The 17,289-nt window shown below is 65.0% G+C and carries 18 protein-coding genes; 10 read left to right on the top strand and 8 right to left on the bottom strand.

The features are described from left to right. A partial coding sequence (locus tag ACMGDM_RS20370; protein ID WP_436805970.1) for a TonB-dependent receptor domain-containing protein occupies positions 1-597 on the top strand: 597 nt, incomplete at its 5' end. Continuing rightward, on the top strand, positions 597-1,388 hold the full coding sequence (locus ACMGDM_RS20365) for a hypothetical protein (protein WP_436805969.1): 792 nt from the start codon (positions 597-599) through the stop codon (positions 1,386-1,388). The genes ACMGDM_RS20370 and ACMGDM_RS20365, both read left to right, overlap by 1 nt. 279 nt (positions 1,389-1,667) lie before the next feature. Here the strand turns inward: ACMGDM_RS20365 and ACMGDM_RS20360 are convergent, their stop codons facing one another. Next, positions 1,668-2,267 (bottom strand): PEPxxWA-CTERM sorting domain-containing protein, encoded by a 600-nt coding sequence (locus ACMGDM_RS20360; RefSeq protein ID WP_436805972.1) that lies wholly within the window; start codon positions 2,265-2,267, stop codon positions 1,668-1,670. On the opposite strand from ACMGDM_RS20360, the gene ACMGDM_RS20355 reads away from it, so the two are divergent. From ACMGDM_RS20355 to ACMGDM_RS20335, 5 genes are read left to right on the top strand one after another with little or no spacing between them, the layout of a single operon-like run. Beyond that, a complete protein-coding gene (locus ACMGDM_RS20355) occupies positions 2,257-2,532 on the top strand; it encodes a hypothetical protein (RefSeq protein WP_436805968.1) in 276 nt (91 codons plus the stop codon). The genes ACMGDM_RS20360 and ACMGDM_RS20355 overlap by 11 nt on opposite strands. Next, positions 2,529-3,107 carry an RNA polymerase sigma factor gene (locus ACMGDM_RS20350; protein WP_436805967.1) on the top strand — a complete coding sequence of 193 codons (579 nt, stop codon included), beginning with the start codon at positions 2,529-2,531 and terminating at the stop codon, positions 3,105-3,107. Before ACMGDM_RS20355 ends, ACMGDM_RS20350 begins: the two co-directional genes overlap by 4 nt. A gap of 21 nt (positions 3,108-3,128) precedes the next feature. Beyond that, positions 3,129-3,743: a zf-HC2 domain-containing protein gene (locus ACMGDM_RS20345; protein WP_436805966.1), complete on the top strand. Its 615-nt coding sequence runs from the start codon at positions 3,129-3,131 to the stop codon at positions 3,741-3,743. Next, a complete protein-coding gene (locus ACMGDM_RS20340) occupies positions 3,740-4,960 on the top strand; it encodes a S8 family peptidase (RefSeq protein ID WP_436805965.1) in 1,221 nt (406 codons plus the stop codon). The genes ACMGDM_RS20345 and ACMGDM_RS20340 overlap by 4 nt, the downstream gene beginning before the upstream one ends. A gap of 16 nt (positions 4,961-4,976) precedes the next feature. Continuing rightward, positions 4,977-5,654 carry a TorF family putative porin gene (locus ACMGDM_RS20335; protein WP_436805964.1) on the top strand — a complete coding sequence of 226 codons (678 nt, stop codon included), beginning with the start codon at positions 4,977-4,979 and terminating at the stop codon, positions 5,652-5,654. Between the two features lie 276 nt (positions 5,655-5,930). Here ACMGDM_RS20335 and ACMGDM_RS20330 read toward each other — a convergent pair whose 3' ends face one another. Both ACMGDM_RS20330 and ACMGDM_RS20325 read right to left on the bottom strand, forming a co-directional pair. Further along, positions 5,931-6,209 (bottom strand): hypothetical protein, encoded by a 279-nt coding sequence (locus ACMGDM_RS20330; RefSeq protein ID WP_436805963.1) that lies wholly within the window; start codon positions 6,207-6,209, stop codon positions 5,931-5,933. Positions 6,210-6,652: 443 nt separating this feature from the next. Beyond that, a complete protein-coding gene (locus ACMGDM_RS20325) occupies positions 6,653-6,898 on the bottom strand; it encodes a toll/interleukin-1 receptor domain-containing protein (RefSeq protein ID WP_436805962.1) in 246 nt (81 codons plus the stop codon). Positions 6,899-7,032: 134 nt separating this feature from the next. Between ACMGDM_RS20325 and ACMGDM_RS20320 the strand changes: the two genes are divergently transcribed. Then, on the top strand, positions 7,033-7,260 hold the full coding sequence (locus ACMGDM_RS20320; protein WP_436805961.1) for a hypothetical protein: 228 nt from the start codon (positions 7,033-7,035) through the stop codon (positions 7,258-7,260). Between the two features lie 259 nt (positions 7,261-7,519). Here ACMGDM_RS20320 and ACMGDM_RS20315 read toward each other — a convergent pair whose 3' ends face one another. The 3 genes from ACMGDM_RS20315 to ACMGDM_RS20305 all read right to left on the bottom strand — a co-directional run bounded on the left by ACMGDM_RS20315 (position 7,520) and on the right by ACMGDM_RS20305 (position 10,743). Then, a complete protein-coding gene (locus ACMGDM_RS20315; protein WP_436805960.1) occupies positions 7,520-9,103 on the bottom strand; it encodes a Na+/H+ antiporter in 1,584 nt (527 codons plus the stop codon). 418 nt (positions 9,104-9,521) lie between these two features. Continuing rightward, positions 9,522-10,214 carry an HAD-IA family hydrolase gene (locus ACMGDM_RS20310; protein ID WP_436805959.1) on the bottom strand — a complete coding sequence of 231 codons (693 nt, stop codon included), beginning with the start codon at positions 10,212-10,214 and terminating at the stop codon, positions 9,522-9,524. Between the two features lie 346 nt (positions 10,215-10,560). Next, complete coding sequence (locus tag ACMGDM_RS20305; RefSeq protein WP_436805958.1) at positions 10,561-10,743, bottom strand: hypothetical protein; 183 nt, start codon at positions 10,741-10,743, stop codon at positions 10,561-10,563. 236 nt (positions 10,744-10,979) lie between these two features. Between ACMGDM_RS20305 and ACMGDM_RS20300 the strand changes: the two genes are divergently transcribed. Then, entirely contained in the window at positions 10,980-11,480 is a 501-nt protein-coding gene (locus tag ACMGDM_RS20300; RefSeq protein ID WP_436805957.1) for a Ros/MucR family transcriptional regulator, read from the top strand. Positions 11,481-12,191: 711 nt separating this feature from the next. Here ACMGDM_RS20300 and ACMGDM_RS20295 read toward each other — a convergent pair. Further along, positions 12,192-13,973, bottom strand: a complete 1,782-nt coding sequence (locus tag ACMGDM_RS20295) for a sensor domain-containing phosphodiesterase (protein WP_436805956.1) — start codon at positions 13,971-13,973, stop codon at positions 12,192-12,194. 608 nt (positions 13,974-14,581) lie between these two features. Next, positions 14,582-15,226, bottom strand: coding sequence for an OmpW/AlkL family protein (locus tag ACMGDM_RS20290; RefSeq protein ID WP_436805955.1), 645 nt, complete (start codon positions 15,224-15,226; stop codon positions 14,582-14,584). Between the two features lie 159 nt (positions 15,227-15,385). Between ACMGDM_RS20290 and ACMGDM_RS20285 the strand changes: the two genes are divergently transcribed. Then, positions 15,386-17,044, top strand: coding sequence for a methyl-accepting chemotaxis protein (locus ACMGDM_RS20285; protein WP_436805954.1), 1,659 nt, complete (start codon positions 15,386-15,388; stop codon positions 17,042-17,044). The last annotated feature ends 245 nt before the right edge of the window (positions 17,045-17,289 follow it).

The following is a 17,289-nucleotide window of genomic DNA, read 5'->3' as shown; positions in this document are numbered from 1 at the left end:
TCGATCGCGGTCTTTTCGAAGGACATCAAGGACGAGATCTTCTCGCTCACGAGCGTGGAGACGCTCGATGTCGGCCGGGGTGCGGAGGCGGTGATCGTGACCGCGCCGCGGAACGCCAACACGGCCAGGATCCGCGGGGTCGAGCTTAACCTGCAGCAGGCGCTGGCCTTCCTGCCGGGTGCGCTGTCGGGCCTCGGCGTCGCCGCGAACGCCACTTTTCTGGACACGGAGTTCACCTTCCTGACGACCGCAGGGCCACGCGAGACGGGGCTCTACCTGCAGCCGGACGCGACGGCGAACGCGACGGTCTACTATCAGCGAGGACGCTTCGAGGGACGCGTCTCGTGGAACTACATCGGCGGGTTCCTCGAGACGATCAACGACACGATCCCCAACGCCGACCAGTACTGGAAGGAGCGCTCCACCTTCGATGCGAACCTCAGCTTCCGCATGACGCCAAGGCTGACGCTCTACGCCGAAGGGCAGAACCTCTCGAACGCAGGACGGCGCGAGCTGACCGGTCCCGGTCGGACGTACCTCCAGGAGTCGGCCGAGTACGGCCGGACCTTCTGGGCCGGCGTGACGGCGAGCTTCTGATGCGCTTCCTCCTCGTGCTCGCAGCTGCAACGACAACCATCAGCGGCAGCGCCGTGACCGTCCGCAGGCTACCGGCGCTTGAGGCGCGGCAGGGCGTCGCAGCGGGACCTCGCGACCTCTACGCGATCGCGAACTACCGGATCGCGCGCTACGACAAGCGCACCGGCGAGAAGCGCGCGAGCTGGGAAGGGGACAAGGCGCGTTTTCCCCATCTCAACAGCTGCGCGGTGATCGGTCGCGATCTCGTCTGTGCGCTGTCGAACTTCCCGGCGGTGCCGCAGAGGAGCTCCGTCGAGTTCTTCGATCCCGTCACGCTGGCGCACCGGCGCACGGTTTCGCTCGGACAGGGTATCGGCTCGCTGACCTGGGTCGATCGTCACGCCGGTGCCTGGTGGGCGATGTTCGCGAACTACGACGGCAAGGGCGCGGAGCCTGGTCGTGATCACCGCCACACCATTCTCGTCCGCTTCGACGACGATTGGCGACGCACGCAGAGCTGGGCTCTACCGGCCTCGATCCTGGAGCGGATCGCACCGATGAGCATCTCGGGAGGCGGCTGGGGCCCTGACGGGCGCTTGTACCTGACGGGTCATGATCGGCCGGAGCTCTACGCTGTGCGATTACCGGAGGGCGGCGCAGTGCTCGACCATGTCGGAACGATCGGCATAGAAGCAGGCGGCCAAGCCATCGATTGGGACGAGTCCGCACCCGGGACGCTCTACGGGATCGATCGAGGAGGGAGCAGCATACTCCAGATGAAGGTGGCTATCGGTAGCGCTCAAGGAATGTAAGAGCAGCCCGCCGCTATGACCATTCTCCTGAACAAGCGTCCGCTTATGGGAGGTGGGCAGAACCCTCTGAATGACTGCTTTTGGGTCCTCCAGCGCGGGCACTCAATCATGGCTTCGTCGTCTAACACGTAAGGTGTAGCTTCCGCCTCTGCTGCCCGGACCCTAGCCCGACGCGTAGTGGCTATCTAATGCATCAACGAGCGCCGTCTTCGTGTTGCGCGCACGCATGTGCGACTGCGCCGGTCACTCAGCCCGGGTGACCGGCGCATTTCGGTCTCGTCAGGCCGGGACGATCGCTGCCTCTGAGCTGCCGATCATCCGGCGTCGGCGAAGCGCCGCGCCGACTACGCCGAAGCCTAGGATCATCAGCGCCCATGTCGCCGGCTCGGGCACCGCGCCCTGCAGGCCGTTGGTGGACAGATTGGCGTTGTTCGGGGCGAAGTCGGTGATCTGGGCGTTGTTCCCCAGCCCGATCCGCGGCCACAGGTTGAAGCCGTAATTGGCGGCAGTGAAGCCGGTCGACGGCAGCAGCGCCTCGCCGACGCGGGCGGTAATGATGTTGCCCGCGATGCTGATCGCGCCCGGATCGAGCGCGGTCGCGCCGACACTGCCGGTCCCGTCCTTGCGCAGCACGATCGCCTGATTGAAGATTACATTTTCCTGCCCAATCGGGGCGAAGGGGCGGATCGTGCCGGTGCCGGTGTTGACCCCGATCACGTAGAGCCCGGCCGTCATCGCGTCGATCGCGCCCGCGAAGGTGGCCCCGAGCGTGAAGAACTTGCCCGCGGCGTCGTAGTTGACCGAGAAGCTGGTCACGTCGAGGTCGGCGAGCGGCGGCCCGGCGGTGTAGCTCGGCAGGAAATCGCCCGTGGCGTCCATCACCGTGGCGGCGGTCGCCGCCTGCGGTGCTGCAATCAGCGCGGCGGCCGCGATCAACATGTGGCGCATCATCACTCTCCCCGAACGGGTGCCGCGCGGCGTCGCTGTGACGCGAGCGCGGGCGGCCGCCACCCGAAGGAGAGACACGGCCGCTGTCGGTGAGTGGCGCGTCGGCGGCGGATGGTTCACCATGATTAACTTTTTCGTTCCGGTTGAACCGTTGCCTTCGATCGTGACACTCACCCGGAACGAGGGTGAGCGGTGACGGCGGCGACGGCGGAGCAGGGTAGCGGGGTAGCCGACGCCGAACAGGCGCTGCTCGAGCGCGTGCGCGCGGGCGACCGGCGCGCGTTCGAGGCGTTGTATCAGGGCTATCATGCGCGGCTGTGGCGCTTCCTGCACAAGCTGCTGCGGCGGCCCCACCTGGTTGAGGAGGTGCTCAACGATGCCATGCTTGTGGTGTGGAACCGGCTCCACACGTTCGATGGACGCAGCCGCTTCTCCACCTGGCTGTTCGGCATTGCCTATCGCCAGGCGCTCGCCGCGCTGCGCCGGCTCGACGAGCCCGTCGACGACGCGCGGGAGGAGGCGATCGACGTCGACGCCGCTCCCGGTGCCGGGGCCGAGGCGTCGCGCGTCCGGCGCGGGCTCGACGCCGCGCTGGCGACGCTGTCGCCGACGCATCGTGCGGTCGTCGAGCTGACCTATTTCCACGAGTTCGGTTATCGCGAGATCGCCGCCATCATGGGGTGTCCGCCGGATACGGTCAAGACCCGCATGTTCCACGCGCGGCGTCATCTGCGCGCCGCGTTGCCGGGCGAACCCGGCGACTGGTATTGAGGAGGAGTGGAGCCGATCGCCATGCCCGATCATTCCTGCGACGCGGCGCTGCAGCTGCTGCCGTGGCACGTCACCGGCACGCTGGACGCGGCGGACGAACAGCTCGTCCAGCACCATCTCGCCGGGTGCGCGACCTGCCGGACCGAGCTGGCGCGCGAGCGCGCGCTCGCGGCGGCGATCCGCGCCGACGCGCCCGCGGCGAGCGGCGGGCAAACGATCGTCGCGGTGCCCGGGGGCGTCGCGTTGCGACCTCGGGCACGTGGCTGGATGCGGCGGCTGGACACCGCGCACGGTCGGCCGGTGTGGCGCCGGGTCGCCGTCGCCCAGTTCGCCGCGCTGCTGGTGCTCGGCACGCTGCTCGGGCTACCGTCGCAGCGTGCGGTGACGTATCGCGCGCTGGGTGACGCACCGGCGGCGGGCTCGGGCAACGCGCTGGTGATGTTCCGTCCCGACACAAGCGAAGCAACGCTGCGACACCTGCTCGCTGCGGCCGATGCGCGGCTCGTCGACGGTCCCACCGCGGCAGGCGCCTATGTCGTCCAGCTGCCGGGCGACGGCACTGCGCTGACGCGGTTGCGGGCGCAGCCGGCGGTGATGCTGGCCGAACCGATCGGCCGCGGTAACGGCGGGCGATGAGACGCGCCGCGATGGTGATGGCGCTGCTGGTGCCGGCATCGGCGAGCCTTGCCTCGGCGCCGGCCGCCTCGACGGCGCCGGCCGACGCGGGCACTACGCGCCCGGCGGCGGAGCGCCGCATCCTGGTTATGCTCGACCTGCCGCCCGAACATTACCGGCCCGGCGCCGATTACGGCGGCGGCTACGGCGATGCCGCCGCGGCCGCGGCGCGGCGCCGGCTCGCCGCGCGGCTCGCGCGCGAGCAGGGGCTGACGCTGCTCGACGCCTGGCCGATGCCGCTGCTCGGCGTCGATTGCGTAATCATGGCGGTGCCCGGCAGCGAGCCGCTCGACGCCGTCGCGGCGCGGATGGGGCGCCAGTCGGGCGTCGCGTGGTCGCAGCCGATGAACGAGTTCACCGCGCAGGCGGCGACGCCGGGTCAGCCGAATGACCGTCTCTTCGCGGCGCAGCCGGCAGCGCGCGCCTGGCAGCTGGCCGCGCTCCACCGTCTCGCCACAGGCGCGGGAGTGAGCGTGGCGGTGATCGACAGTCTGGTCGATGCCCATCACCCGGATCTCGTCGGCCGCGTGGCGGTGATCCGCGACTTCGTCAGTGCGCCGGGTGCGGTTGCAGCGGAGGCGCACGGCACCGGCGTCGCCGGCATCATCGCGGCACAGGCCAACAACGGGCTCGGCATAGCGGGCATCGCGCCCGGCGCGCGGCTGCTCGGCCTGCGCGCCTGCTGGCAGCGCTCCGCCAGCGCGACCGTCTGCGACTCGCTCAGCCTCGCGCGCGCGCTGCTTTACGCGACCGAGCGGCGCGCCGAGGTGATCAACATGAGCCTGACCGGCCCCAGCGACCCGCTGATCGCGAAGCTGGTTGCGCTGGCGCAGCGCCGCGGCGCCGCGGTCGTGGCCGCGGTCGATCCGCGAACTGGCTCCGGTTTTCCGGCGTCGCTTCCCGGCGTCGTGCGGGTGGCACAGGACGGCTTGGCGAGCCAGCGCACCGGCGTGTACAACGCGCCTGGCCGCGACGTGCCGACGACCGAGCCGGGGGGACAATGGGATCTGGTGAGCGGCAATTCCTATGCCGCCGCACACGTCAGTGGCCTGCTCGCGCTCACCCGGCAGCTTCGCCGCGCCGACGATGATCTGGTGGCGGCGCGCGCCGACGGTGGCGAGATCGACGCCTGCGCGACCGTTCGCCGCGCGGCAGGTGCACACGCCGGCGCTTGCTGAGCGGTTCGCGCTCGCCATGATCGCCGCCGCGTTCTCGACGCCGGCTGCGGCCAATGTCGGTGGATCGCTCGTGATTGCTAGCGACGACCGTTTCCGCGGCGCTAGCACCAGCGATGGTCGCCCGGTGGCTACCGCGGCGCTGTCGCTCGACGATCGCAGCGGGCTCTACGGCGGCGTGTCGGTGACCGCAGGCGGGGTCCGTGATGAAGGCATACGCCTGCTGCGCTCGGTCCAGTATGTCGGGTACGCGCGACGCGTCGCTCCTTCCGTGTCGGTGGACGTCGGGGCGGTCCGCCGGGCCTATGATCGCTACGCGACGATCGAATATGGCAGGAGCTTCGCGGAGCTCTACGCCGGCCTGGTCGGCCGACGCTTGTCCGCGCACATCTTCCACGCGCCCAACTACGATGGGTGGGGTCACGATGCCTCCTACGCGCAGGTCGAAGGCACGCTCCTGGAGCACGGTCGAGTCACGTTGAGTTTACATCTCGGCGGGCTCCGTCCGCCGCGGATCGAGGGACTTGCGCGAGCGATGACGGTGGATTGGCGGCTTAGTGTGACGTGGCGGCCTGATCAGTTCGCGGCGCTCAGTCTGACCTGGGTCGGCGCAGGACAGGGCTACGACCGCTACAGTCAGGATCGTCGAACCGGTCGGCGCGAGGCGCTCCTTCTTTCGATCAGTCGAGCGTTCTAAACCGCAGCGTGAGACGATTGGAGTGACGTCGACCTATCGCTTGAACGCACAGCCGGCTGCTTGTCTATCTCCGCCCATCGCCAGTCATCGAAGGCAACAGCTCTAAACCGATTTGGTCGCTCGTTAAGGTTCTCTGATGCAACAAGGCCCCAATTACTTATGACGTGCGTCATAACCTTCGCGGCGATGTCCTCGTTGATCCTGGTAGCTTGAGGGCATGAACGATCGGCCGGAGTTGGGAAGCAGGCCGGGGCTCCTGAGTGACCGGGATTGGGTCTAGGACGAACCCATCGGCCAAACGTACTGATCCGAGAGATGCGCGCCTAAGCCAAAGAGCGATCGCGTCGCTTCGGGTTCCGTCAAATTCAAGCAACGCTTGACAAAATCAAGCAGCGCTCGCCGAGCGGCGGTCGGGGCGAGCTTATGCCCTTTGCACTTCGGACAGTTGAAGCTTGCGCGCATTTCATAGCCGCTGCCGGGCGGTGAATCGCCGCTGCCGCCGCAGGCGTCGCACGGCTCTTCCAGCGGTGGCAGTCCGGAGTTGTTACCATCCATGGCTGATCCTCGGTTGTGCGGCGTTGTGGAGGAGGACGGGCGAGCGACGCACGCTAGGATCTACGTGGCTTAATCGGTCGCGTCCGCTTCGAGCGGCTCTTCGGATTGGGTTTTGCCACGGGCCTCGTCTTGCCGCTCGCCACCCGCCGTGGCCGCATGCCTGCCGGCTTTGCCTTAGTGGTGCGCGTTGGCGCGGGGGTTCTCGGTTTTTTGGGTGCGTGTTGCGGCTGCGGCACAAGTCGGAAGTGCTTCACGACCTCTCTGATGCCTTCGACGACATTCTTCCACGCGTCGCCGCGGCGCGCCCACTGGTCGATCGGCTTGGCGTTCCTCGGCAGGAGCTTGTACCTGGCCATGCGGGTGTGCCGCCACTGACACTGGCGCAATAGGACGACGACGACAAAGAGCGTCTTGCGTGCCGCTTTTCGCAGCGCGAAGCCATATTAGGTGTCGAAGCAATAGCGCGAAGCCAGATAGTTCGGGCTCGCCAGCGCGACGAAGATGTCCGTCTGCTTCAATGCCCGCCTGATTTTGGGATCGAGTTCGGCGCCGGAGGTTATGTCGCCGTCAAACCAGGTGCGCACGCCTTCGCGGTGCAGCTGCGCCATGTGAGTCTCGAAGCCCCTCCTGAAGTCATCATCCAGATGCGAATACGACACGAAAATGGATGCGTCGCGCGCACTATCCATGTCGACGACACTTGCTGGCGTATCGCGTCACCATCGATCCAGCCCAAAGGTCTCCATGCCTCACCCCGCCTGTCCCGGCACGGCACGGCACCGGTTTGGCTGGCGCACTCTTCCAGCTCTGCTAGTCATGGTCCATGGAAATCATGCGTGTGCCGAAGCAATCTGGACACTCGACTGTCGCGCGCCTGACGCTCTCACAGGCGCCGGGCGACGGCGTTCGCGCGATCCTGAAGATAGAAAGCTCGATGTCCGGGTTCATGGAGGACCGCTATCATAAAACGGTTGCTCAGGCGGAAGACTGGGCGATCGAAGGAGCTAAGCAGCGACGCGGCAGCGTGATCCTCATTGAGGATCGCACCTAACATACGCTCGCAAGCTTGATTAGCGGCTCCCACGAGGCTGCCCGTCGATTACTGCGCTCAGTACGCAATGTGCGGCTGCGGGGCTCATCGATACAGATCACCTTAACGGGTGTCCGAAGTTGAGACGGGTGATGGGGCCGGTTACCGTCATGGGTCGTCGGCACAAGACGAAATGGGATCCGGAGCGTCTAATCGCGGACACTCTCAGATGTCTTGATTCATGATGCACCGGCCTTATGTCGGCCGTTCGTGCTTCGCCTCAACCCTTGGCGGCGACGGCTCCCAATTCCTCGAGATCGAGGTCGTGCTCGAGATCGTGGAGCGTCTCGTCGTCGATCTGGCCCGCGCGATGCAGCCGGACCAGCTCGGCCCGGCCCGCTTCCACCGCCGCGATGATGACGTCGAAATGACTCGCGATTGCCTGGTTGCGCTCTTCCGCGGTGCCATCGAACGCCTCGCCCGCGGTGGCGCGCGTGCGATAGCGACGGAGAAGCTGAGGATGAATGACCTCTCCGCCAGCGTCATGGGCCTCGCGTTCGACCGCCGAGAGTTGCGCCCGGAACATGGCGTGCTCGGCGGCCTGAAGGTCGAGCGGTGGCAGCGCCGTCCGGTCTTCCTTCGGACTCGCGCGCTTGATGACCCAGCCCAGCGAGGTGCCCTGGACCAGTACCGTAACCAGGATCACGGAGAAGGCCGTGACCAGCATCAGGTCGCGCTCCGGCATCGCCTCCGGCAACGACAAGGCGACAGCGAGCGTCACCACGCCGCGCATACCCGCCCAGCTCATGACGAGCGCAGCGCGTCCACCCAACGGGCGCGCCGGAGCCCAACCCATGCGGCGCAGGAGTGCCACGACCGCGTCGGCTGCGAAGATCCACAGGAAGCGGGCGACGATCACCGCCGCGACAATGGCCAAGACTGGCATCGCCATCGTGTCGATGATGCGCGTGGGATCACCTATGCGGTCAAGGATCCCGCGCAGCGAGAGCCCGATTAGCGTAAACACCGCCGCCTCGAAAAGGAAGACGAGCACCTGCCAGAAGGCGAGCGCACGGATCCTCACGCTGGCGCTGAACACGACATGCTGGAACCAGCCACAGGTCAGGCCGGCGGTTACGACGGCGATCACCCCGGACACATGGAGCAGTTCGCCGGCGATGTAGGCGCTCCAGCACACCAGCATCGTCACGGCGATCATCAGCGTGTCGTCGCCGAGCCGGCGCAGCGATAGCACCCAGAGCGCTCCGATGCCTGCGCCGACCGCTATGCCACCGACCACGAGCAGGAAGAAGGTGCCGGTTGCCGCGCCAAGGCTGAAGGTGCCGGTGAGCACCGCCGCCACCGCAAAGCGGAAGAGCACCAGCCCGGCGGCATCGTTGAGTAGGCTCTCGCCCTCCAGCAAGGTCGAAAGGCGGCGAGGCAAGCGCACCCGCTGGAGCACGGCTCGCGCCGAAACCGCATCGGGTGGCGACAGGATCGCGCCGAGCGCGACGCAGGCCGCCCAAGGCAGCGCCGGCAGCAGCATCTTGGTGACCACCGCGACGACCGCAGTGGTGAAGAACACTGCGCCGATCGCCAGCGACAGGATGCCGGCCATATGGCGGCGGAATGGCGCGATCGCGGTGAACCAAGCGCCGTCCATCAACAGCGGCGGCAGGAATAGGACGAGCACCAGCTCGGGGTCGATCGCGACCGCGGGCAGGCCGGGTATGAAGGCAACCGCCCCGCCGCCAACGATGAGCGCCGCCGAGGGCGGGAGCGACAGGCGCCGCGCAATGTAATGGAGCCCGACGATCACCAGGAACATCGCGATGATCAGCTCGAACTGCGCCGCCGCGTGCATGTTCGCTCCCCCTTTCCCCGCTAGCGAGCGAAAGCGGAAAAAGCCCACCCGATCAACAAGAACGTACCGGCCATCTATGCGTGCGTCGCTGACCGGCAAGGACCAGCGACAAAGCGGCGCGGCAAATGGTTCAGGACAGCATCACGCTTGCTAAGAGGTTTGGTTAGCTGTTCACGGCGCTTGAAACTCGAAAGCCGCACCGTAGCCACCGTTTTGCCTCAGCCCTTGGTTGGCGCAATCTGAACGAGCGGCAGCTTCAGGGGAGCTTCCTTTCCGCTGCGAACGGCCGGTTATGGGTCCTCGCCACGAACGGGAAGGGGCCGCGCTCGCACCATGCAGACCACTAACTGCAATTCGCTTACGCCCAGGAGTCACATCGTGGGGAAAACCCTCCGCTTTGTTCCGTGATCCTGGCTTGTCAGGTCGCGTTGCGCGCGAGCTCCCGGGTGTTTCGTACCAGCGACCACGAGGACGCCTGCGCGGAGGGCACGATGCGGAGATCTGTATAACCTTTCGCTTCAACAAACCCAGATAGCTCGGCGTGGCGGTGTGCTGCAGTGATTGCGACCACGTGAGCACCGGCCGCTTTTGCGGCGGCTACCCCGGCAGGTGCGTCTTCAAACACCAGGCATTGCTCTGGTGCCGCGCCTAGCTGCTGTGCGGCAGTGAGAAAGCAGGATGGGTCAGGCTTTCCACGTTGAACGTCTTCAGCCGTCACCAAGACCCTTGGCAGCGGAAGGCCAGCCGCCCGCAGACGGCATTCGGCCAATTTCCGAGGGGCGGAGGTAACAATCGCCCAACGGTCGGCTGGCAGCGCCGATAGGAAGTCAGCCGCCCCTGATATCTCCGAAACTCCACTTGTATCGGCCATCTCGGCAGCAAGGATGTATTCGGCCTCGCGATCGACATCAATGTTCGGGATTGAAAGTCCGGTGATGACTTCTTTTACACGCATGCCATGAGCGCTCGGCAAGAACGTGTCCGCATCCAGGCCGAACTGCGCCGCCCACCGCCCCCACACTCTCCGCGACGCCTCGATCGACGTGAGAAGGGTCCCGTCCATGTCAAACAGGAAAGCGGAAAACTGAGTACCGGAAAATACGTCTTCCATAAGCCTGTTCAACCCGTTGTGACCGCGCCAGCGTGCTCGATCGTTCGTCTACGCGCAACGCGAAGATCGCGGCGGTGAAGCCCTCCGCCACGATGCCACGCGCGCTTTCGGCAGAAGCCGCCGATCATGCCTGAGGTACCCGCGCGGTACCCGCCATCAGTGTCCGAGTTGCTAATGAAGCCAGGCCAATCCAAAGCTCGTAGACCGCTGAGGTGTCGCGAGCACGGAGGTGAATGAACGTCCGAAGTTGGACGGCGGGCAGGTGGCTAGGAGTGACCGACATTGGGTCTTGGCTCGGGGAGCGGAGAGCCGGTATCTGGCGGGTAAACGGCTGGTCTGGTCGGTGCTACCAAGCGCGAGGAACACCACCGACCCTTTTAGCAGCTGCCGCTTCCACCTCGTTTAGCTGCGCCTGGGTTAACACGCCGGCCGCGAGTACCTTGCGCATCAGCTCGTCTAGCAGCGCGGCAAGGAAGTGAACCTCCGCGCGCTCGGACTCGGTGTCTTCGCCCTCAGCGTTTACGTGCATGCCGCGCCTCCTCGATTGCTGAACGCGATACAAGCATGATCACGGCAGCGAGAGGAGGGCGCAAGGGGCAATCACATAGATGCGGAGTGATATCGCATCGCGGTCACTCCTCTGCATTGCTGTAGATTGCGTCGGGACATGACAGCTTTTGAGTTGTTCGGAGTTGTAGGCTAGGGCGTTTTCTCTATGGAGTGACGTTGCGATCGCAACCAATCCTTCGCTCAATGGGAAATGAGATGACCGAAGATACGAACCCCGTCGAACTGGCAACCGAGCTGACGATTGCCTGGCTTTCGAACCCGAATACGCGCACCTCGGTCGACGATGTGCCAGCGTTCTTGAAGTCGATGCATGACGCCGTTTCGAACCTCAGCACCGGGTTGACGGTGAGCAGTGGTGAGGCGCCTGTGGAGGAATACACGCCGGCCGTGTCGGTGCGTAAGTCACTCGCCAGCAAGGACCACATCATCAGCTTGATCGATGGCAAGCCGTACAAGACGCTTCGCCGGCATCTCGCTGGGCATGGTCTGACGCCGGATCAGTACCGCGAGCGCTATAATCTGAAGCCGGATTACCCGATGGTCGCCGAGACCTACAGCGAGGCGCGGCGCACGATGGCGAAGAAGATCGGCCTTGGGCGCAAGCCGGGCCAGAAGGTCACTGAGGCCGCCGTGGAGGCGCCCGCGACCAAGCCGCGGCGGTCCAAGGCAAAGGCGTCCGAGCCGGCCGAGGCCTGATTGTTCGGTCTCCGCATCTCCTGAGAAACGCTTAGGTCTGCATGCTTACGGCATCGCTCGCGCGTAAACGGCACGCGGATCGCGGCGGGGCGGCCTTGCAGCGTCATGGATTGAAGCGTATATAGCCCTAGCTACGATGTTCTATGTCTATAGGTCATCCCCTGAGCCCCGAGCGTTCCAGCGTTCGGGGCTCAAATTTTTAAGGACGCCCCGGCGTTCCAGCGCCGGGACGTCCCCAACTCGGCCTAGTGGCGCGACAGCTCGATAATCTTCACTACCAAGCTGAGGAGCGCGACGACGAGCGTCGCGACGCCGAGTACCAGTGCTACGATTGTTGCAGTGTCTATATGTATCACCTCCCTTGACCGCCCAGGTTGGGCTGCCACGGACCGGATAGGCTCTCTGGCGCCGGTAAACTAGCCTTCCTACGCGGAGGTGGCGGCCGAGCTAGGCGACGATCACGCTGATATATCCGCTCGAAGATTGCCCGGAGCGACGCAAGTACCCGCGAGAGATCCGTACGCCCCAAACTGAACGAACGACCGAAGCTGGGGAGGGTGAAACGAGCCGCGAATGTCTGCAGCTGGGTCTTGCGGTTATCCGGCGGCCTATGCCGAAGCGCCGTCCATTGCCGCTACCTCGTTCTCCCAAGTGGTAGCTTCGAGCGGCGGATGGAGCCTCGCAGAAAGTCGTCAATCCGCAGGCGAACCGTCAAGCTGCCTTGGTCTGGCCCGGCTGCGAATCTTCCTGTTCGGCTAACCAGTCGATGAGCTGCTCGGCCTCAAGCGGGCGAGAGAACAGGAATCCCTGTCCTTCCTCACAGCCCATTCGTGCCAGCAGGGCTGCGGCTTCGTGGGTCTCTACGCCTTCCGCCACCACGCGGAAGCCGAGCTTGTGGGCTAGGTCGACCATGGTCTCAACCAGCGTCAAGTCGCTGGTCTCGTCAGCCAGCAAGGGACGCACAAACGCCTGATCTATCTTGACCACATGCGCAGGCAGTCGCTGCAGGTAGGCTAGGCTGCTCTGTCCGGTTCCGAAATCGTCGATTGCAAGGCACACGCCGGCTTCGGCGAGTTCACGCAGCATGATCAATCCCCGTTCCGGCTGATCCATTATCGCGCTCTCGGTCAGCTCGATCTCGAGCTGCTCTGGGCGAAGGCGGCGCTGCTTCAAGCCGAGTTGGATGCGCTCGACTAGGTCGGCCTCGCCGAAGTTGGCTGCGGAAATGTTGATCGACAGGTTGAGCGAGGACGCTGACCGTTCCCACCGGGCAAGCTCGTCAAGCGCAGTGTCCAGGACCCACTGCGTGGCCGGACGAGCCAGCGATGTCCGCTCGATGATCGGGATGAACTCGCCGGGCGAGATGTCACCCAGCGTGGGGTGGCGCCAGCGGAGTAGGGCCTCGACGCTGGTGCAGCGGCCTGTCGCCAGTTCCAGCCGGGGTTGGTACACGAGCCGGAGCTGGTCCTCGGCCTCCAGTGCCGCACCGAAATCCTGGAGAAGGCGATATCGACGCCGATGAGCCATGTCGTTGGAGGCGGAGTAGACAGCGATGGCCCCATCTTCCTTTCGGGCATCCTGTGCGGCGCTACAGGCGCCCCGCAGAACATCGTCGGCCGGCACTGCGCCTAGGATGAACGGACGCACGCCGATCGCCACGCTGGTTACGAACCGAACCGATGAGCCCTTCCGGATACCTTCAAAGGTGGAGCGCAGAAGCGTCACGTAGCCGTCTTGCTCGACGTCGGGCGGTGATAGGAAGGCGATTTGGGCCGCACCCACCTGATATGCCGTTCGCGCCGGCTTGAATGCCTGCTGCAGCGCCACCGCGGCCTCGCGGATCATGTCGTCCACACGAGCACCGCCCATCGCCTGTCGAAACTGGCCCAGCTCGTCATCGCGTGCGAGGTCAACAACAACGGCGAAACGATGCTCTCCAGGTCGATCACGAGCGAGGTCAACCAGATCGTCGCGAAACTGCGTTTGAGTCGCTAATCCACTAACGGGATCAATGCGGCCGAAGGCGTGCTGCAACTCGATCTGGGCCATGACCATCGCCGCAAGATCGACGAGAGCGGCAATCTCTGATGGTGTTACCTGGCGTGGCTCTGTTCCAAGGACGCACAATGCCCCCAGCCCGTAGCCGTCGCTGGTGACCAGCGGCGCGCCAGCATAGAAGCGCGTACCCGCGCGCGCCAGCGGGCTGTCGGCGTAGCATGAGCTGGTTGTGAAATCCTCGATGACGAGCGTTTCGTTCGTCTCGGCGACCTCGGCGCAAGGCGCCTTGTCTCGTGGAATGCTGCAATGGTCTATGCCGACGCGAGACTTGAACCATTGTCGGTCGCGATCGGTCAGGGAGACAGCGGCGACGGGCAGGTTGAAGATCTGGCTGGCCATACGGGTGATGCGGTCGAAGCTCTCGCTGGCCGGGGTATCCAGCAGCTTGAGTTGGCACAGTGCCGCGAGTCTGGCTTCTTCGTGGAAGTTATGCAAAACGAATGCTCCCAGCCAGGGGCGTTAGCTGCAACGCGTTAACGAACGGTTGCTCGCTGGCGAATGCACTCCCTCGTGGGATCATGTAGGCGTCTCATATAGGCATCTTCATGACGACGCCATTTTACGGCATTTGCGCGATCGACATGAGTGTCCGCAATCCGCCGCCGGAGACAGCTTGGGGGCGACCGCGATTGGGCATGTCTCGGTAGAGCCAGGGCTCTTGCAGGCAGAGCAGTCGTTCGCGTTTGCGAGCAGACGTCGCAGGTGCCACGCCTAAGACCTCCCGCTGGCGCTTCGAGGTCTGCGCCTAAACAGACAACAAAGCGCTTCGCAGAGCTTACCGCTGTCAGCTTACTCGCTTCGAAACCTTGATGTCAGCGCCACTTGTTGAGCATCGATCTCGAGAGCCAGCGCGTCGAGCGCACAGGCTGCATGCTCAAGCGCCGCGCACATCGTCGGGCCGGTCATCTCCGCGGCAAGTTCGCGGTATGCAGCAGCTTCTGCGCGAAGGGCGCAGGGGGTCCCGTTTCATGCGACGAAGTTATCGCTGAACCATCGGCGGGGCCTTGATGCGCAGCAACGCGGCCCGCCGAACGATGTGACGATCAAAGCCGTATCGCGACACCCGTTTGTAGCACCACTGGATCCATCCGGAGCCGCGTGGCTGCGGGGTATCCAGTGACGGCGCCTCGAGCCTCGGTACGAACATAAGCCTTCTTCACGTCAACGAAGGCGCCCCAACGCCGGTGCGGGAACACCGAGATACCTGCCTGCAGGACCGGGCCGATATCGTCGTCAACGGTTGCGCTCGTAAGGGTGCGGTCGTGCGTGGAGAGGACGTGCATGTATGTGACGCCCGCACCGACGTAAGGATTCAACGTACGAGCGCGGAGCGGCGACCAGATGAGCGTCGCCGCGGGCGCGGCGTAGCGAACGTCCAGCAGTGAGCCAGCTGCAGCAAGGCTGCCCTCACCTCGATAGTTGATGGTCGGCGGTAGGCCGGTGCTTAGGCTCACGCCCAGGTCCGACGCGATGAAGCGGGTGACGCTAAGCGAAGGTACCAGTTGTGCGTCGCTCGCGACCCCGCCGCCCGGCACGGTGACGCCGGCTAGCGCAACGCTGGCATCATCTGCCATCGAAAGACGGGTCACGCCTACGTTGATGAGCCAGGAGGGGGCTTGCTTCGCGTATGCCGATGACGGGCTCATGGCGAGCGCGGCCGAAAGCAGAACCTCGAACACCCGCTTCATCGTCAATCCTTCGTCGTCGTTAGAAGACGGTCGGCTAGGTCGGACTCGTGAACGAGCGGTGAAGGTGCTGCCGGGTCAAACGACTGATCTCAATCAACATCATGAGATTGGTTCAGCTAAATTAACCAGCCCGTAAGGCAGAAGCGCAACAGAGGCGACATGAGAGCCGCGGATCCACAGCCTCGCACCCCCTTTCTTGCCGTGGTCGGGGAGGTTCGGGCCTACCTCGTCGACGCTGTCACGATCACGATCGACGATGGTCCAGAACGAGAGAAGGCGTTCGCACAGCAACTCAACGGCGTCGTTCGCGGTCTTCGGCCGCTGATCCCGCTCGCCTATGTGCTGGTCGTCCTCGCGATCGCGCTCCTGTGGCATGAGGCACACCACGGCCTGATGTCGGCGGGCGCGGCGCTCATCTCTGCGACTGCCACGTACGCCCGTCTGCGATTGATGCGGCCGAGAGGGAACCTGAATTCGTTCGCCCGTGCGCACGTCGGCGTTGCGGCGGGACTGGGCATCGGCTGGGCGATACTCAGCACGGCCATCCTCTGGGGGGGCGACCCTCGCCTGGTCACGATGATCCTGTGGGTCGAGATGGGGCTGATCGCCTCAGGGCTGGTTATGTACATGTACCTGCCGGTGGCGTTCCTCGTTTTTGCGTCGCCGATCGCGGTACCGATGACCATCATGTCAGCGAAGTTCGGGGTGGGTGGAGCGCTCACCGCTGTGCCCCTGACGATCCTCTATCTCGTCGTGCTCGCTCGCTCTGCGGTAGACCAATGCCGCATGTTCGTGGAAGCGGAGCAGACTACCGCGCGGCTCATCGCCAGCGAGGCCGCCACGTTGGCAGCCGATGCACAGGCGGCAATGGCGCGGACAGAGGCGGCGGATGCACGCGCCGCAACAGCTCAGGCTCAGAGTGACGCCGCCCGCACGATGGCTGAAGCCGTTCAACGCGCCGAGACCATGCGCCGTGCCGACATGATCGCGCTGGCCGAGCGTTTCGAGAGCAGCGTCGCGTTCTCGGCCAAGCAGGTCTCCGCCGCAGTGTTGGAGCTCGATCGCTCCGCGCAGGATCTCGCCGAGATTGCGTCAACCAGTGCCGGCGCGGTCAGCGGCATCGCTGAACGGACGCACGAAGCGTCGCTATCGGTGGCGACGCTCGCCGCGGCGGCGACTCAGCTCGGTACGACCATCACCAGCATATCGAGCCAGGTCGACGAACATGCCGCTTTGTGTACGTCAGTGCATGCGTTGGCGGCCGAGAGCTCGGGGGCGATCACGGGCATGCTCCAGGGAGCCACACAGATTGGAGACATGACCGCGATGATCAGCGATGTCGCGCGTCAGACCAATCTGCTCGCGCTCAACGCCACGATCGAGGCATCACGCGCCGGTCAGGCCGGTCTCGGCTTCTCGGTCGTTGCAGCTGAGGTCAAGTCGCTCGCCGATCGGACGCAGACCTCCGCAGGCCACGTCTCGGTGCAGATCAAGGACATCCTGTCGCGGGTCGACGTCGCGGCAGGTAGTGTGCGCGAAACCGTCGATGGCATCGACGGGGTTGCCGGCATCGCCAACGCGATCGCAGACAGCATCGTCGAGCAAAGACTTGCCACGATGGACATCGGCGCTGCGGCGCAGGTAGTGGCCGATAACGTCAACGATGCGCGTGATCACGTCGCATCGTTCGCCAGAAGCGCCAAGGCGGCGGAGCTTCTGACCGAGGAGGTGAGCGCCACCAGCCAGCGCGTGGCTGGGCAGGCTGAAGCTTTGCAGAACGAGACCGCAGCATTTTTGGCACAGCTGCGCGCGGCGTAGAGCGCACTTGGCAGGCTCACGGTGACCACGAGTGTTCGTGGCCGGCTCGACTACGCCTAGCGCGCCTACGTGGGCGATGATTGCAGATAGGCCAGGTTTCTCCTGGCGGTATATCGCCGCTGTGAGCACAGGGGCTTATGTGTCAACGTCGTCCGAGCAGCCGCGAGGACAGGGCTAAGCCCTGCCATTCCACTCTGTTCGAGGAGTGAAAAAAATCAGCCAACCGCCCGGGGCGGCTAGACGAC

Source organism: Sphingomonas larreae, from assembly GCF_051400595.1.
In the GTDB taxonomy this organism is placed as follows: Bacteria; Pseudomonadota; Alphaproteobacteria; order Sphingomonadales; family Sphingomonadaceae; genus Sphingomonas.
Note: the sequence above shows the minus strand (reverse complement) of the source record. Positions and strands in the feature narration are given on the sequence as shown.

What these genes read in the sequence shown, in the direction of transcription:
- ACMGDM_RS20305 (WP_436805958.1), bottom strand. Translation starts at nt 10,743, where the DNA reads ATGCACGTAAACGCTGAGGGCGAAGACACCGAGTCCGAGCGCGCGGAG.
- ACMGDM_RS20315 (WP_436805960.1), bottom strand. Translation starts at nt 9,103, where the DNA reads ATGCACGCGGCGGCGCAGTTCGAGCTGATCATCGCGATGTTCCTGGTG.
- ACMGDM_RS20360 (WP_436805972.1), bottom strand. Translation starts at nt 2,267, where the DNA reads ATGGACGCCACGGGCGATTTCCTGCCGAGCTACACCGCCGGGCCGCCG.
- ACMGDM_RS20325 (WP_436805962.1), bottom strand. Translation starts at nt 6,898, where the DNA reads ATGGATAGTGCGCGCGACGCATCCATTTTCGTGTCGTATTCGCATCTG.
- ACMGDM_RS20335 (WP_436805964.1), top strand. Translation starts at nt 4,977, where the DNA reads ATGATCGCCGCCGCGTTCTCGACGCCGGCTGCGGCCAATGTCGGTGGA.
- ACMGDM_RS20290 (WP_436805955.1), bottom strand. Translation starts at nt 15,226, where the DNA reads ATGAAGCGGGTGTTCGAGGTTCTGCTTTCGGCCGCGCTCGCCATGAGC.
- ACMGDM_RS20310 (WP_436805959.1), bottom strand. Translation starts at nt 10,214, where the DNA reads ATGGAAGACGTATTTTCCGGTACTCAGTTTTCCGCTTTCCTGTTTGAC.
- ACMGDM_RS20300 (WP_436805957.1), top strand. Translation starts at nt 10,980, where the DNA reads ATGACCGAAGATACGAACCCCGTCGAACTGGCAACCGAGCTGACGATT.
- ACMGDM_RS20330 (WP_436805963.1), bottom strand. Translation starts at nt 6,209, where the DNA reads ATGGATGGTAACAACTCCGGACTGCCACCGCTGGAAGAGCCGTGCGAC.
- ACMGDM_RS20340 (WP_436805965.1), top strand. Translation starts at nt 3,740, where the DNA reads ATGAGACGCGCCGCGATGGTGATGGCGCTGCTGGTGCCGGCATCGGCG.
- ACMGDM_RS20365 (WP_436805969.1), top strand. Translation starts at nt 597, where the DNA reads ATGCGCTTCCTCCTCGTGCTCGCAGCTGCAACGACAACCATCAGCGGC.
- ACMGDM_RS20285 (WP_436805954.1), top strand. Translation starts at nt 15,386, where the DNA reads ATGAGAGCCGCGGATCCACAGCCTCGCACCCCCTTTCTTGCCGTGGTC.
- ACMGDM_RS20345 (WP_436805966.1), top strand. Translation starts at nt 3,129, where the DNA reads ATGCCCGATCATTCCTGCGACGCGGCGCTGCAGCTGCTGCCGTGGCAC.
- ACMGDM_RS20320 (WP_436805961.1), top strand. Translation starts at nt 7,033, where the DNA reads ATGGAAATCATGCGTGTGCCGAAGCAATCTGGACACTCGACTGTCGCG.